This is a genomic window from Stenotrophomonas sp. YJH_SMC_48-3 (assembly GCF_059369375.1).
This window is the reverse complement of record NZ_JCAFSQ010000007.1, coordinates 1-15161: the sequence shown is the minus strand read 5'-3', so window position 1 is coordinate 15161 and position 15161 is coordinate 1. Positions and strand designations below refer to the sequence as shown.

General features: G+C 66.8%; 12 protein-coding genes. 9 read left to right on the top strand and 3 right to left on the bottom strand.

From position 1 onward, the window contains the following. Positions 1-161: 161 nt before the first annotated feature. The 3 genes from AC5P65_RS12215 to AC5P65_RS12205 form a co-directional block, all read right to left on the bottom strand. Positions 162-1370, bottom strand: coding sequence for an acetyl-CoA C-acyltransferase (locus AC5P65_RS12215; RefSeq protein ID WP_021202920.1), 1209 nt, complete (start codon positions 1368-1370; stop codon positions 162-164). A 74-nt stretch (positions 1371-1444) separates the two neighbouring features. Beyond that, on the bottom strand, positions 1445-3817 hold the full coding sequence (locus tag AC5P65_RS12210) for a 3-hydroxyacyl-CoA dehydrogenase/enoyl-CoA hydratase family protein (protein WP_495215595.1): 2373 nt from the start codon (positions 3815-3817) through the stop codon (positions 1445-1447). 39 nt (positions 3818-3856) lie between these two features. Then, the gene (locus tag AC5P65_RS12205; RefSeq protein ID WP_049453251.1) at positions 3857-4510 is read right to left on the bottom strand and encodes a TetR/AcrR family transcriptional regulator; all 654 of its coding nucleotides are present in this window, start codon (positions 4508-4510) and stop codon (positions 3857-3859) included. Positions 4511-4856: 346 nt separating this feature from the next. Here AC5P65_RS12205 and ndk point away from each other — a divergent pair, with 346 nt between their 5' ends. The 9 genes from ndk (at position 4857) to AC5P65_RS12160 (ending at position 14994) form a co-directional block, all read left to right on the top strand. Then, a complete protein-coding gene (gene ndk, locus AC5P65_RS12200) occupies positions 4857-5282 on the top strand; it encodes a nucleoside-diphosphate kinase (protein WP_005409295.1) in 426 nt (141 codons plus the stop codon). Between the two features lie 10 nt (positions 5283-5292). Beyond that, positions 5293-6498 (top strand): dual-specificity RNA methyltransferase RlmN, encoded by a 1206-nt coding sequence (gene rlmN, locus AC5P65_RS12195; RefSeq protein WP_111103165.1) that lies wholly within the window; start codon positions 5293-5295, stop codon positions 6496-6498. Next, entirely contained in the window at positions 6485-7270 is a 786-nt protein-coding gene (pilW, locus tag AC5P65_RS12190; protein ID WP_111103163.1) for a type IV pilus biogenesis/stability protein PilW, read from the top strand. The genes rlmN and pilW overlap by 14 nt, the downstream gene beginning before the upstream one ends. An 18-nt stretch (positions 7271-7288) precedes the next feature. Beyond that, on the top strand, positions 7289-8161 hold the full coding sequence (locus tag AC5P65_RS12185; protein WP_019661309.1) for a RodZ domain-containing protein: 873 nt from the start codon (positions 7289-7291) through the stop codon (positions 8159-8161). Positions 8162-8226: 65 nt separating this feature from the next. Next, a complete protein-coding gene (locus AC5P65_RS12180; RefSeq protein ID WP_019661310.1) occupies positions 8227-8865 on the top strand; it encodes a YfgM family protein in 639 nt (212 codons plus the stop codon). Continuing rightward, on the top strand, positions 8865-10073 hold the full coding sequence (gene bamB, locus AC5P65_RS12175; RefSeq protein WP_019661311.1) for an outer membrane protein assembly factor BamB: 1209 nt from the start codon (positions 8865-8867) through the stop codon (positions 10071-10073). Before AC5P65_RS12180 ends, bamB begins: the two co-directional genes overlap by 1 nt. Positions 10074-10088: 15 nt before the next feature. After that, complete coding sequence (gene der, locus AC5P65_RS12170; RefSeq protein ID WP_019661312.1) at positions 10089-11486, top strand: ribosome biogenesis GTPase Der; 1398 nt, start codon at positions 10089-10091, stop codon at positions 11484-11486. A gap of 232 nt (positions 11487-11718) precedes the next feature. Beyond that, positions 11719-12855, top strand: coding sequence for a molybdopterin-synthase adenylyltransferase MoeB (gene moeB, locus AC5P65_RS12165; RefSeq protein WP_495215593.1), 1137 nt, complete (start codon positions 11719-11721; stop codon positions 12853-12855). A gap of 306 nt (positions 12856-13161) precedes the next feature. Then, on the top strand, positions 13162-14994 hold the full coding sequence (locus AC5P65_RS12160) for a monovalent cation:proton antiporter-2 (CPA2) family protein (RefSeq protein ID WP_495215592.1): 1833 nt from the start codon (positions 13162-13164) through the stop codon (positions 14992-14994). The last annotated feature ends 167 nt before the right edge of the window (positions 14995-15161 follow it).

The window sequence follows — 15161 nt, the reverse complement described above, 5'->3', positions numbered from 1 at the left end:
CGGAATGATGGATGGCGTGGGTGGGTGAGGCTGACCGGGACCGTTGGCGCCATGGATGGCGCCATCGAGCCCCCAGGGACGGGTTTACGGCGTGTCCCGGGCAGCCTCACCCACCCGGGCCCCCCAGCAAACCGAAACGTCCGCCGGCAACGCTTTGAACCTTACAGCGCCTCGAAAATACCCGCCGCGCCCATGCCGGTGCCGATGCACATCGTCACCATGCCGTACTTCTGCTGGCGACGACGCAGGCCGTGCAGCAGGGTTGCGGTACGGATCGCGCCGGTTGCACCCAGCGGGTGGCCCAAGGCAATCGCGCCGCCCAGCGGGTTGACCTTGGCCGGGTCCAGGCCGCAATCGCGGATCACCGCCAGCGACTGCGCGGCGAAGGCTTCGTTGAGCTCGATCCAATCCAGCTGGTCCTGGGTCAGGCCGGCCTGCTTCAGTGCCTTCGGGATCGCGGCGATCGGGCCGATGCCCATCACTTCCGGGCGCACGCCGGCCACCGAGAAGCTGACGAAACGGGCCAGCGGGGTCAGGCCGTAGTCCTTGATCGCCTGTTCCGAGGCCAGCAGCACGGCACCGGCGCCATCGCTCATCTGCGACGAGTTGCCAGCAGTGACGGTGCCGCCGAACTGGCCGTTGCGGAACACCGGGCGCAGCTTGGCCAGGCCATCAGCCGAGGAATCCGGGCGCGGGCCTTCGTCGGTGTCGGCGATCTTGTTGCGGGTGATGATGCGTTGGCCGTCGGCCAGGTCCGGCAGGTGCGAGACGATCTCGTACGGGCTGATCTCGTCCTTGAACTCGCCGTTCTGGATCGCGGCCATGGCCTTCTGGTGCGAGGCGAGGGCGAAGGCGTCCTGGTCTTCACGCGAGACCTTCCACTCTTCGGCGACCTTCTCGGCAGTGATGCCCATGCCGTAGGCGATGGCCACGTGGTCGTTGTCGAACACGCTCGGCGCCATGGCGATCTTGTTGCCCATCATCGGCACCATCGACATCGACTCGGTGCCACCGGCCAGCATCAGGTCGGCGTTGCCCAGGCGGATCGCGTCGGCGGCCTGCGCCACGGCCTGCAGGCCGGAGGAGCAGAAGCGGTTCACGGTCTGCGCGGCGATGGTGTTTGGCAGGCCAGCCAGCAGCACGCCGATGCGCGCCACGTTCATGCCCTGCTCGGCTTCGGGCATGGCGCAGCCGATGATCGCGTCATCGATGCGGTTGACGTCCACGCCCGGGGCCTGCGCGACGACGCTGCGCAGCACGTGCGCAAGCATGTCGTCGGGGCGGGTGTTGCGGAACATGCCCTTGGGCGCCTTGCCAACCGGGGTGCGGGTGGCGGCGACGATGTAGGCGTCCTGGATTTGCTTGGTCATTGCAGTGATCTCTTGAATTTTTTAGCCGGAGTGCCGACCAACGGTCGGCACCCACCGGAAGCAGGGATGGGCGATCAGTTACGCAGCGGCTTGCCGGTCTTCAGCATGTGCGCGATGCGGGCCTGGGTCTTTTCCTGCTGGGCCAGTTCGACGAAGTGCTTGCGCTCCAGGGTCAGCAGCCACTCTTCGTCGACCAGGGTGCCGCGGTCGACCTTGCCGCCGCACAGCACGGTGGCGATGCGCTCGGCGATCTCGTAGTCGTACGGGCTGATGAAGCGGCCTTCCAGCATGTTGACCAGCATCATCTTGAAGGTGGCGATACCCACGTCACCGGCGACCTGGATGCGGCGTGCCGGCAGCGGCGGGCGGTAGCCCGCTTCTGCCAGGGCGCGTGCTTCGGCCTTGGCGATATGCAGGGCCTCGTAGCTGTTGAACACCACCTTGTCGGTGCTGCGCAGCAGGCCCAGCTCCTTGGCGTTGACCGCCGAGTTGGACACCTTGGCCATCGCCACGGTCTCGAAGGTCTTCTTCAGTTCGGCGAACACGTCGCCGCCCGGGCCCGCGGTCTGCGAGGCACGCACGGCCAGTTCCTTCAGGCCGCCACCGGCCGGCAGCAGGCCGACGCCGGCTTCGACCAGGCCGATGTAGCTTTCCAGGAAGGCAACGGTCTTGGCGCTGTGCATCTGGAACTCGCAGCCGCCGCCCAGGGCCAGGCCACGCACGGCGGCCACCACCGGCACCAGGGAGTACTTGATGCGCTGGCTGGTGCGCTGGAAGTTGGCGACCATTTCTTCGAACTGGTCGACCTTGCCTGCCTGCAGCAGGCCGAGCGCACCGGCCAGGTCGGCGCCGGCGGAGAAGGGTTCCTTCTGCTGCCAGATCACCAGGCCCTGGAAGTCCTTCTCGGCGCGGCTGACGCATTCCTGCAGGCCGTCCAGCACCTGGTCGGAGACGGTGTTCATCTTGGTCTTGAAACTGACCACCGCGATGCCATCGCCGTCGTGCCACATGCGCAGGCCGTCGTTCTCGAACACGGTTTCGCCCGGAGCGAACTGCTCGCCCAGCAGCGGATCCGGGAAGCGCTGGCGCTGGTACACCGGCAGCGACGAACGCGGCAGCTTGGCGTTGCGCGACGGGCTGTAGCTGCCTTCGGCGGCGTGCACGCCGTCGCGGCCATCGAACACCCAATCCGGCAGCGGGGCGCTGCTCATGCTCTTGCCGGCCACGATGTCATCGGCGATCCACTGTGCCACCTGCTTCCAGCCGGCAGCCTGCCAGGTCTCGAACGGGCCCAGCGACCAGCCGTAACCCCAGCGGATGGCCAGATCGACGTCGCGCGCGGTCTCGGCGATGTCGGCCAGGTGGTAGGCGCTGTAGTGGAACAGGTCGCGGAAGGTCGCCCACAGGAACTGCGCCTGCGGGTGCTGGCTCTCGCGCAGCTTGGCGAACTTCTCGGCCGGGTTCTTGATCTTCAGGATCTCGACCACTTCCGGTGCGGCGGTGCGGTCGGCGGGACGGTAGTCCTGCTTCTCCAGATCCAGTACCACGATGTCCTTGCCGACCTTGCGGAAGATGCCGGCGCCGGTCTTCTGGCCCAGCGCGCCCTTGGAAATCAGCGCGTCCAGCCACTTCGGCGACTTGAAGAATTCATGCCACGGGTCATTCGGCAGGGTGTCGCCCATGGTCTTGATGACGTGGGCCATGGTGTCCAGGCCGACCACGTCGGAGGTGCGGTAGGTGGCCGACTTCGGGCGGCCGACCAGCGGGCCAGTCAGGCCGTCCACTTCATCGAAGCCCAGGCCGAACTGCTGGGTGTGGTGGATGGTGGACAGGATCGAGAACACGCCGATGCGGTTGCCGATGAAGTTCGGGGTGTCCTTGGCGTACACCACGCCCTTGCCCAGGGTGGTGACCAGGAACTCTTCCAGGCCTTCCAGCACGGCGGCGTCGGTGGTGGTGGCCGGGATCAGCTCGGCCAGGTGCATGTAGCGCGGCGGGTTGAAGAAGTGCACGCCGCAGAAGCGGTGGCGCAGCTGTTCGGGCAGCACGTCGGCCAGCTTGTTGATGCCCAGGCCCGAGGTGTTGGAGGCCAGCACCGCGTGGTCGGCCACGAACGGCGCAATCTTCTTGTACAGGTCCTGCTTCCAGTCCATGCGCTCGGCGATGGCCTCGATGATCAGGTCGCAGTCCTTCAGCTGCTCCAGGCCGGAGTCGTAATTGGCCGGGGTGATGGCTTCGGCCAGCGACTTGCTGGCCAGCGGCGCCGGGCTCAGCTTGCCCAGGTTGGCGATCGCCTTCAGCACGATGCCATCGGCCGGACCTTCCTTCGCAGGCAGGTCGAACAGCACGGTGTCGACGCCGGCGTTGGTGAGGTGGGCGGCGATCTGGGCACCCATGACGCCGGCACCCAGCACGGCGGCGCGGCGGACTAGCAGGGAATTGGACATGGTGTAGGGCCTTTGTTGGTCAGCAGTTACTGGGTGGAATCAAAGGGAAGCGGGCAGGGCGCTGGCACGTGCGGCGGCGCGGAACCCGGCTTCGGCGAAATGGATCAGTTCGTGGGCGGCATGGGCACGATGCGCCGCTTCGGTGACACCGGCGGGACGCTTGATCAGCCCGAAGTCGGCCATGGCATAGGTGAGCGAGCCGGCCAGGAAGTCCAGGCGCCAGTACAACTCTTCCTTGCTCAGGCCGGGCACGCACTCGCCGATGGCCTTGCCGAACGCACGCAGCACGTGGCCGTAGTGGTCGGACAGGAACTTGCGCAGGTTGTCGTTCTTCTCGGCGTAGGCGCGGGCAATCACGCGCACGAAGGCGCCGCCGTTCTGGCGGTCCTGGGCCAGCGCCAGGGCCGGCTCGACGAAGGCGGCCAGCACCGGGCGCAGTTCGCCGGGGTGTTCGCTGCGGGCCCGCTCCAGCTGCGCCAGGCGCGCACCGGTCATCTCGTCCATGCGGCGGCGGAACACCTCGTTGACCAGGTTTTCCTTGGAGCCGAAGTGGTAGTTGACCGCGGCGATGTTGACGTCGGCCTGGCTGGTCACCTGGCGCAGCGAGGTGCCGGCGAAGCCGTGCTGGGCGAACAGCTCCTCGGCCGCGCCGAGGATCCGGTCCTTGGTCGAGAAGTGGGCGGGTTTGGCCATCGGCGGGCAGACCTTAATCAAACGATTGTTTGATACTAGGACCAGACGGTACCGTATGGCATTTTGCAGTGCAGCAGAATCGGCCGCTCCGGTCAGATTTCACTCAGGTGGGTGAATGGGTGGACCTGAACCTGTAGAGCCGAGCCCGCGCTCGGCTGCTCTTCGGCCCAAAGGCCAGCCGAGCATGGGCTCGGCGCTACAACAGGGCCACATGGCCCTCTACCACCCGGCCACGTTATCTTTTACAATTCGCCTACGTTTATCAGGCTAAGCCCGCGTCCCGACGCGGGTTTTTTTCATGTTACCCTTCGGGCCATCAGCGGCCCGATTCCATTGGAGACATCCCATGGCGCTGGAGCGCACCCTTTCGATCATCAAGCCGGACGCCGTTGCCAAGAACGTCATCGGCGAAATCTACGCCCGCTTCGAGAAGGCCGGCCTGAAGGTCGTGGCCGCCAAGTACAAGCAGCTGTCGCGCCGTGAAGCCGAAGGCTTCTATGCCGTGCACCGCGAGCGTCCGTTCTTCAACGCGCTGGTCGAGTTCATGATCTCCGGCCCGGTGATGATCCAGGCCCTGGAAGGCGAGAACGCCGTCCTGGCCCACCGCGACCTGCTGGGCGCCACCAACCCGAAGGAAGCCGCGCCGGGCACCATCCGCGCCGACTTCGCCGAATCCATCGATGCCAACGCCGCACACGGCTCGGACTCGGTCGAGAATGCCGCGATTGAGATCGCCTACTTCTTCGCCGCCACCGAAGTCGTCTCGCGCTGAGAGTAATGCCGTGAACGAGGTCGTACAGTCCCCCGCCATCCAGCCGCTGCCGAAGTCGGCACCCACGGCTGGCAAGCAGAACCTGCTCGACCTCGATCGCGCGGGCCTGGAGAAGTTTTTCGTCGAGGTTCTCGGCGAGAAGAAGTTCCGTGCCCATCAGGTGATGAAGTGGATCCACCATCGCTACGTCACCGATTTCGATGAAATGACCGACCTCGGCAAGGTCCTGCGCGCCAAGCTGCAGGCCCATGCCGAGGTGCTGGTTCCGAACATCGTGTTCGACAAGCCCTCCGCTGACGGCACCCACAAGTGGCTGCTGGCGATGGGCGTGGATGGCAAGAACGCCATCGAGACCGTGTACATCCCGGACAAGACCCGCGGCACGTTGTGCGTGTCCTCGCAGGTCGGTTGCGGCCTGAACTGCACGTTCTGCTCCACCGCCACCCAGGGCTTCAACCGTAACCTGACCACCGCCGAGATCATCGGCCAGGTGTGGGTTGCCGCACGCCACCTGGGCAACGTGCCGCACCAGATGCGCCGCCTCACCAACGTGGTGATGATGGGCATGGGCGAGCCGCTGATGAATTTCGACAACGTCGTGCGCGCCATGAGCGTGATGCGCGACGACCTGGGCTACGGTCTGGCCAACAAGCGAGTGACCCTGTCGACCTCCGGCCTGGTGCCGCAGATCGACCGCCTGTCTGCCGAAAGCGACGTGTCGCTGGCGGTGTCGCTGCATGCGCCGAACGACGCACTGCGCGAGACGCTGGTGCCGCTCAACAAGAAGTACCCGATCGCCGAGCTGATGGCCTCGTGCGCACGCTACCTGCGCGCCAACAAGCGCCGCGAATCGGTCACCTTTGAATACACCCTGATGAAGGGCGTCAACGACAAGCCCGAGCATGCCCGCGAGCTGGCCCGCCTGATGCGCCAGTTCGACAACGCGGTGCAGGCCAAGGATTCGGGCAAGGTCAACCTGATCCCGTTCAATCCGTTCCCGGGCACCCGCTACGAGCGTTCCGAGGAGGCCAACATCCGCGCCTTCCAGAAGATCCTGCTCGACAGCAACGTGCTGACGATGGTCCGCCGCACCCGTGGCGACGACATCGACGCCGCCTGTGGCCAGCTCAAGGGCCAGGTGATGGACCGCACCCGCCGCCAGGCGGAGTTCAACAAGACGCTGCAGGCGGGGAAGGGGAGCGATGCCGCGGCCTGACCGCCTCTGGCTGGCGCTTCTCACAGGCGTGCTGGCCGTTGCGGTCGGCGGCTGCAAATCCCAACCCAAGGCCAAGCTGGGCCCCAGCGAAGCGCCGGTCTATTCGGTGCGCGATCCGGACAGCGTGCGGCGCCAGGTGCGCCTGCAGGATCTGTTGGCGCTGGCTGCCCGTGACATGCAGGTCGGCAACCTGGATGCGGCCGAACGCAAGGCGCGCGAGGCGCTGAAGCTGGCGCCCGACTCGCCGGATGCGCTGGTGCTGCTGGCCGGCATCGATGAGCGCCGTGGCCGGAGCCAGCAAGCGGGCGAGAGCTTCCGCAGGGCGGCCGAACAGGCGCCGCAGCGCGGTGACATCCTCAACAATTACGGGGCGTGGCTGTGCCAGCAGGGGCGGCCGGCCGAGTCGCTGGCGTGGTTCGATCGAGCGCTGCAGGCGCCGGGCTACGCCACACCGGCCGAATCCCAGGCCAATGCCGGCAGCTGTGCACTGGACGCTGGCCAACTTGAACGTGCCGAAGGCGACCTGCGCGCGGCGCTGTCGGTGCTGCCGGGAAACCCGGTCGCGCTGGAGGCGATGGCCCAGCTCAGCTTCCGCCAGGGCCGCTTCATGGAGGCGCGGGCCTTCGCCGAACGTAGGATTGCGGCTGCACCCGCAACGCGTTCCGTGTTACAACTTGCGTCTCAAATCGAAGCGCGGCTGGGTGATCGGGCGGCATCTGATCGCTATCTTCAGCGGATTCGACAGGAATTTCCGCAGGAAGCGGGCTCCTAACTCCAGGGTTGATGCATTGTGATTGATGACCAGACTGTGAGCGCTCTCGAGACTGCGGCCGGCTGCGGCACCCGCCTGCGCCAGGCCCGCGAGGCGGCCGGACTGACCCTCGAAGATGTCGGCTCGCGCCTGCGCATGCCGGTCCAGGTGGTCAGGTCGCTGGAAGAAGAACAATGGCAGAAGCTTGGCGCGCCGGTGTTCGTGCGCGGCCAGCTGCGCAGCTACGCGCGGCTTCTGGACGTGGACGTGGGAGAGCTGCTGGAGCAGGCCCAGGTCGGCCCGGTGGTGCCGCCTACCCTGGTCAGCCATACCCATACCCCGCGTGCGCGCCGCATTGCCGAGAATCTCGGCCGTCGCGTGCTGTATGTCGGCATCACCGCGGTGCTGGCGGTGCCGGTGTGGTTTGCCACCCGTGGCCATTTCGATGGCAGTGCCACCCCGTCGCCGAATACCGCCTCGCTGGACGCCATCCCGGCCGCCGTGCCGGTAACCCCGTCCGCTGCGGGTGTCGAGCCCTCGGCGCCGGCTGAAGTGGCGAGCGCCCCGGCCAGCAAGCCGGCCGCCACCCCGTACGTGGCCTCGCTGGCCCCGGTGCCGCGTCCAGCCCCCGCGCCAGCGGCTGCCGCCAACACGCTGGACATGCAGTTCAGCGGCGACAGCTGGGTCGATATCGGCGGCCCGGACGGCAGCACTGTCGAGAAGGCGCTGATCAAATCCGGCGAGAGCCGCAGCTTCACGCCGGGCCAGGTGACCCGGGTGACCCTGGGCAACGCCTCGGCGGTCCAGGTTCAGCAGAACGGCGCTATCGTCGATCTGACCCCCTACCAGCGAGCCAACGTGGCACGCTTTCAGGTATCCTCTGAAGGCTCCGTAGTCCCGGTTTCGCACTGAGGCGCGGTTTCACCACCTTCGATTAATTCCAATGGTCCCTCCCGATGGGCGGGGCGAGAGTACGCATGGCGATCGACGATCTGCTCGACGAGCACGAACAAAGTGAACGCGTCCGCAGCTGGCTGCGGAAGAATGGCGCCAGCATCCTCGGTGGCGTGGTCATCGCCATCGGTGCCATTGCCGGCTGGCAGTGGTACCAGAAGGATCAGGGCGGCAAGCTGGCCTCGGCCAATGTCGAGTACCAGAAGGCGCTCGTTGGCCTGCAGCAGAACAAGCTCGACGACGCCGCCAAGGCGGTCAAGGCGCTCGAAGCCGGCCCGTCCAGCATCTACGGCGACCTGGCGGCGCTGCAGCTGGCCAAGGCCCAGGTCGACGCCGGCAAGAACGAAGAAGCCCTGGCTACCCTGCGCGGCGTGAAGGTTGAAGGTGACCTGCAGCGCGTGGTCGACCAGCGCGTGGCCCGCCTGCTGGTGGCCACCGGCAAGAGCGACGAGGCGATCAAGCTGCTGGGCAGCGCCACCGACAGCAGCAGCCTGGAAATCCATGGCGATGCGCTGATGGCGCAGGGCAAGCGCGATGAGGCCCGCGCACAGTACGAGAAGGCGCTGAAGACGCTGGACGTGGCAGCGCCGCAGCGGCGCCTGCTGGAAACCAAGGTTATGGACGCCGGCGGCACCGTCGCCGCCCCTGCGGAGTCGGTTTGATGAGTCAGAAGGTCATGATCACCCGCGTCGCCACCGTGCTCCTGATGGGCATGGCCCTGACCGGCTGCAGCACCATGAAGGGCTGGTTCGCCGGCAAGGACGCGGCCGCGAAGAAGGCACAGGAACCGGCTGAGCTGGTCAAGTTCGAGCCGACCCTGAAGGTCAACAAGGCCTGGTCGGTCAACCTCGGCAAGGGCGAGCGCCGCATCGGCGTGCGCCAGGGCCCGGCCGTGGCCAACGGCCACGTGTTCGCTGCGGCGATCACCGGTGGCGTGCACGCCATCGACCTGCAGACCGGCAAGAAGGTCTGGACCTGGGAGCCGCAGAAGGAAAAGAAGAAGGCCAAGCTGCGCCTGTCCGGTGGCCCGGGTGTCGGTGAGAACCTGGTCGTGATCGGCACGCTCGATGGCCAGGTCATCGCGCTGGACATCAACGACGGCAGCGAAAAGTGGCGCGCCCGTGTTCCGGGTGAAGTCATCGCCGCGCCGGCCATCGCCCAGGGCGCGGTCTACGTGCGCAGCAACGACGGCCGTATCACTGCGTTCGATGCCGGCAACGGCACCCAGAAGTGGTTCAACCCGAGCGAGCTGCCGGCGCTGACCGTGCGTGGCAACGCACCGGTGGTGACCGGCCCGGGCGTGCTGTTCATCGGCAAGGACGAGGGCGCGGTTGCCGCCCTGGCCCAGCAGGATGGCCGCACCCTGTGGGAACAGAACGTGGGCAACGGTGAAGGCCGTACCGAGCTGGAGCGCATGGCCGATGTGGACGGCGCGCCGGTGCTGGATGGCAACACCCTGTTCGTGAGCAGCTTCAAGAACCAGACCATGGCCATCGAAGGCCCGACCGGTCGCCCGCTGTGGGCGCGCGACCACGGCGGTGCGGGTGGCGTGGCGGTGTCGTCGGGCAATGTGTTCGTGACCGACAACAAGGGCGGCGTGTTCGGCCTGGACAAGGCCAGCGGCGCAGCCATGTGGTCGCAGACGGCACTGGCCCGTCGCTCGCTGACCGGCCCGGCGCTGCATGGCGACTACGTCGTGGTCGGCGACTACAAGGGATACGTGCACTGGTTGCAGGCCTCCGATGGTGCGATGGCGGCACGGGCAAAGAGTGGCGGTGACGCCCTGCTGGCCCAGCCGGTCGTCGCAGACGGGGTGCTGCTGGTGCAGAACGTGGATGGCAAGCTGACCGCCTTCCGGTTGGCAAATTAATACGGAGTACTCGCGATGCTGCCTTTGGTCGCCCTGGTTGGACGGCCGAATGTCGGCAAGTCGACCATTTTCAATGCGTTGACCCGCACCCGTGACGCCCTGGTCCATGACCAGCCCGGCGTCACCCGTGATCGCAACTACGGCGTCTGCCGCCTCGACGAGGACAATCATTTCCTCGTCGTGGATACCGGCGGTATTGCCGGTGAGGACGAAGGCCTGGCCGGTGCCACCACCCGCCAGGCGCGTGCGGCGGCTGCCGAAGCGGACCTGATCCTGTTCGTCGTCGATGCCCGCGAGGGCACCTCGGCGCTGGACGACGAGATCCTGGCGTGGCTGCGCAAGCTGTCGCGCCCGACGTTGCTGCTGATCAACAAGATCGACGGCACCGACGAGGACAGCGTCCGCTCCGAGTTCGCCCGCTACGGTTTCGGCGAAATGCTGACCGTCTCGGCCGCGCATCGCCAGGGCCTGGACGACCTGCTGGACGAAGTGATCCAGCGCCTGCCGGAAGAAGGTAGCGGCGAAGAGCTGGACAACGATCCGAACCGCATCCGCATCGCCTTCGTCGGCCGCCCGAACGTGGGCAAGTCGACCCTGGTCAACCGCATCCTCGGCGAGGAGCGCATGATCGCCTCCGACGTGCCGGGCACCACCCGCGACTCGATCGCAGTGGACTTGGAGCGCGACGGTCGCGAGTACCGCCTGATCGATACCGCCGGCCTGCGCCGTCGCTCGCGCGTGGACGAGGTCGTCGAGAAGTTCTCGGTGGTCAAGACCATGCAGTCGATCGAGCAGTGCCAGGTGGCCGTGCTGATGCTCGACGCCACCGAAGGCGTGACCGACCAGGACGCCACCGTGCTCGGTGCCGTGCTCGACGCCGGCCGCGCGTTGGTGATCGCCATCAACAAGTGGGATGGCCTGACCGAGTACCAGCGCGAGCAGGCCGAGACCATGCTGTCGCTGAAGCTGGGCTTCGTGCCGTGGGCCGAATCGGTGCGCATTTCGGCCAAGCACGGCTCGGGCCTGCGCGAGCTGTTCCGTGCGGTGCACCGTGCGCACGAGTCGGCCAACAAGACTTTCACCACCAGCGAAGTGAACAAGGCCTTGGAAGTGGCCTACGAGACCAACCCGCCGCCGACCATCCGCGGCCACGTCTCCAAGCTGCGCTACGTGCACCCGGCCGGTTCCAACCCGCCGACCTTCATTGTGCACGGCACCCGCCTGAAGGAGCTGCAGGAGTCGTACAAGCGCTACCTGGAGAACTTCTTCCGCAAGCGCTTCAAGCTGATCGGCACGCCAGTGAGCTTCATCTTCCGCGAGGGTACCAACCCGTACGAGGGCAAGAAGAACGTCCTCACCGAGCGGCAGATCAAGTCCAAGCGGCGCTTGATGAAGCACGTCAAGGGCAAGTGATTCAGAGAAAGGCGGCCGCAGGGCCGCCTTTTTCGTTGTTGGGAAATGGGATCTGATCCCGGGCGCGGGGCTGGCGCTACCGTAGGCTTGCGGTGGACCTGTAGAGCCGAGCCTGCGCTCGGCTGCTTTTCGCGCATTGCCGCAGGCGCGCTACGCGCGCCAGCCGAGCATGGGCTCGCCTCTACAGATTCTGGTCAACGCGGCCTGCCGCCACGTGCGCGATAATGCGGCCATGAGCATCCAAGAGTTTTCCCCCGCACAGGCACGCGAGCGCCTGGCCCATGGCGCGGTGCTGATCGATGTGCGCGAGGCGCACGAACGGGCCGGCGGCATGGCCGTGGGCGCGCGTGGCGTGGCCAAGGGCGAACTGCAGGCCGACCCGGCCGCGCATCTGCCGCAGCGCGACCAGGAGATCCTGCTGATCTGCCAGAGCGGCAAGCGCTCGGCCGATGCTGCGCAGTTCCTGCTGCAGGCCGGCTACACCCACGTCGCTTCCGTGACCGGCGGTACCGTGGCCTGGCGCGAGCAGTCGCTGCCGCTGGTGCAGCCGCTGGCCAGCGCCGCCGACCGCGACTTCTTTGATCGCTATTCGCGCCACCTGCTGCTGCCACAGGTGGGCGAGGCCGGCCAGCGCCGGCTGCAGCAGTCGCGCGTGCTGGTGCTGGGCGCGGGTGGGCTGGGCGCACCGGCTGGGTTCTACCTGGCCGCAGCTGGGGTAGGGCACCTGCGTTTCGCCGACCATGACCGGGTGGAACGCAGCAACCTGCACCGGCAGATCGTGCATACCGAAGCCAGCGTGGGCCAGCTCAAGGTCGATTCGGCGCGCGAGCGGCTGCTGGCGTTGAACCCGTCGATCGACGTCGAGGCCGTTCCCGAGCGGGTCACGTCCGAGAACGTGGATGCGCTGCTGGAGGGCGTGGACGTGGTGCTGGATGGGTCGGACAACTTCCCGCTGCGCTACCTGCTCAACGACGCCTGCATCAAGCACGCCAAGCCGCTGGTGTATGCCGCCATCGAGCGCTTCGACGGCCAGGTCAGCGTGTTTGACGCCGGTCGCCAGCGTGGCGTGGCGCCGTGCTACCGCTGCCTGTTCCCGGAACCGCCGCCGCCGGAGTTCGCGCCGAACTGTTCCGAGGCCGGGGTGCTGGGCGTGCTGCCCGGGTTGGCCGGCGTCCTGCAGGCCACCGAGGTGTTGAAGCTGCTGCTGGGCATCGGCGAACCGCTGGTGGGTCGGCTGCTGCGCTTCGATGCGCTGGGCATGCGCTTCCGCGAGACCGGCATCCGGCCGGACCCGCACTGCCCGGTGTGCGCGCCGGGCGTGCCGTTCCCGGGGTATATCGATTACGCCGCGTTCTGCCGGGGTGGGTGAGGCTGGCCGGGGATTCATCCACGCATGGCGTGGATCTACCGGGGCGCGGCGGCTGTGCGTCATCCACGCATGGCGTGGATCTACTGTAGAGCCAAGCCCATGCTCGGCTGCTTCTGGCCTCGGCACGAAGAGCAGCCGAGCGTGGGCTCGGCTCTACAGCGACTTGCAACGGTTTCGGGATGATGCCGGGGCGGGCGCCCATCATCGTTCCACCTCCAAGACAATCCGGCGCAACATGCGTGCTATTGCCGTCATCGGCATTGCTCTATTGTTGAACTCGATTCTGGATCTCGGGGAACACACCGCATGGCGGTAGAAGCAGCGACCAGCGAGCTGGTCAAGGTCGTGGCCCTGTTGGGCGCGGCGGTGGTGATGGTGCCTTTGTTCCGCCGGGCCGGCTTGGGCTCGGTGCTGGGCTACTTCGCTGCCGGCCTGGCGATCGGACCGTTCGGGCTGGGCTGGTTCTCCGACCCGCAGGCGATCCTGCATACCGCCGAACTCGGCGTGGTGATGTTCCTGTTCGTGATCGGCCTGGAAATGCGGCCCTCGCACCTGTGGAGCCTGCGCAAGGAGATCTTCGGGCTGGGCACGCTGCAGATCGTCACCTGTGCGCTGGTGCTGACCAGCATCGCCAAGCTGTTCGGCCTGCCGTGGCAGGTGGCCTTCATCGGTGCCACCGGCTTCGTGCTCACCTCCACCGCAGTGGTGATGCAGCTGCTGGCCGAGCGCGGTGACATCGCGCTGCCGTCGGGGCAGAAGATCGTCTCCATCCTGTTGTTCGAAGACCTGCTGATCGTGCCGTTGCTGGCGCTGGTAGCCTGGATGGGCCCCAGTGCGGGCAGTGCCGACGGCGAGGGTTCGCGCTGGTTGTCGGTGGCGATCGGTGTGGGTGCCATCGTCGGCCTGGTGCTGGTCGGCCGCTTCCTGCTCAACCCGTTGTTCCGCGTGCTGGCCGAGTCGAAGGCGCGCGAGGTGATGACCGCCGCCGCGCTGCTGGTGGTGCTGGGTGCGGCGCTGCTGATGCAGTTGTCCGGCCTGTCGATGGCGATGGGCGCGTTCCTGGCCGGCGTGCTCCTGAGCGAGTCGACCTTCCGCCATCAGATCGAAGCGGACATCGAACCGTTCCGCGGCATCCTGCTCGGCCTGTTCTTCCTCAGCGTGGGCATGGCGCTGGACCTGGGCGTGGTGGCCGGCAACTGGCAGCTGATCCTTGGCCTGGTGCTGGCGTTGATGGCGGCCAAGGCGCTGTGCATCTACGTGGTCGCACGCATCATGGGCAGCGACCACGCGCAGGCGCTGGACCGTGGCGTGCTGATGGCACAGGGCGGCGAGTTCGCCTTCGTGCTGTTCTCCGCCGCGGCATCGGCCGGTGTGATCAACCTGGAGATCAATGCCAACTTCACCGCCGTGGTGGTGCTGTCGATGGCGCTGACCCCGCTGGTGGTGCTGCTCTACAAGCGCATCGCACCGAAGCCGACGGTGAACATGGACGGCGTGGACGAGGCCGAGGGCCTGTCCGGCAGTGTGCTGCTGATCGGCTTCGGCCGCTTCGGCCAGGTCGCCAGCCAGTCGCTGCTGGCGCGCGACGTGGACGTGACCATCATCGACAACGATGTGGAGATGATCCAGAGCGCGGCGCGGTTCGGTTTCAAGATCTACTACGGCGACGGCACGCGGTTGGATGTGCTGCATGCTTCCGGCGCGGCCACCGCACGTGCGATTGCGGTGTGCGTGGACAAGGCCGAGGCGGCTGATCGCATTGTTGAGCTGGTGTCGCACGAGTTCCCGCAGGCCAAGCTGATGGTGCGCTCGTTCGACCGCGAGCATTCGCTGCGGCTGATCCATGCCGGTGTCGATTTCCAGATCCGCGAGACGTTTGAATCGGCGGTGCTGTTCGGCCAGGCCGCGCTGGTGGAACTGGGTGCGGATGAGGATGACGCGGTGGAGATTGCCGAGCAGATCCGCCGCCGCGATGCCGAGCGTTTCGAGTTGGAAATTGCTGGTGGTGGTCTGAATGCCGGCGCCAAGATGGTGTTTGGCAACGCCGGCCAAGGCGTGCCGACGCCGACGCCGTTCACCGCGCCGAAGCGGGAGAGCAAGACACTGAACCCGCAGGATGTGCCGGAAGAGGAAGAGTAGAGCCGAGCGTAGGCTCGGCTCTACAAGGGCGGGGCGGTCGGTTGTAGAGCCGAGCCCATGCTCGGCTGCTCTTCGGTCGGGTTGCGATAAAGCCGCGCTGCGCGCGTGAGCCGAGCGTAGGCTCGGCTCTACACGGGCGGGGCGGTCGGTTGTAGAGCCGAGCCCAT

Bases quoted from the DNA above. Each gene is read 5' to 3' on its own strand.
- AC5P65_RS12215 (WP_021202920.1), bottom strand. From the start codon at position 1,370: ATGACCAAGCAAATCCAGGACGCCTACATCGTCGCCGCCACCCGCACC.
- AC5P65_RS12210 (WP_495215595.1), bottom strand. From the start codon at position 3,817: ATGTCCAATTCCCTGCTAGTCCGCCGCGCCGCCGTGCTGGGTGCCGGC.
- AC5P65_RS12205 (WP_049453251.1), bottom strand. From the start codon at position 4,510: ATGGCCAAACCCGCCCACTTCTCGACCAAGGACCGGATCCTCGGCGCG.
- ndk (WP_005409295.1), top strand. From the start codon at position 4,857: ATGGCGCTGGAGCGCACCCTTTCGATCATCAAGCCGGACGCCGTTGCC.
- pilW (WP_111103163.1), top strand. From the start codon at position 6,485: ATGCCGCGGCCTGACCGCCTCTGGCTGGCGCTTCTCACAGGCGTGCTG.
- AC5P65_RS12180 (WP_019661310.1), top strand. From the start codon at position 8,227: ATGGCGATCGACGATCTGCTCGACGAGCACGAACAAAGTGAACGCGTC.
- bamB (WP_019661311.1), top strand. From the start codon at position 8,865: ATGAGTCAGAAGGTCATGATCACCCGCGTCGCCACCGTGCTCCTGATG.
- der (WP_019661312.1), top strand. From the start codon at position 10,089: ATGCTGCCTTTGGTCGCCCTGGTTGGACGGCCGAATGTCGGCAAGTCG.
- moeB (WP_495215593.1), top strand. From the start codon at position 11,719: ATGAGCATCCAAGAGTTTTCCCCCGCACAGGCACGCGAGCGCCTGGCC.
- AC5P65_RS12160 (WP_495215592.1), top strand. From the start codon at position 13,162: ATGGCGGTAGAAGCAGCGACCAGCGAGCTGGTCAAGGTCGTGGCCCTG.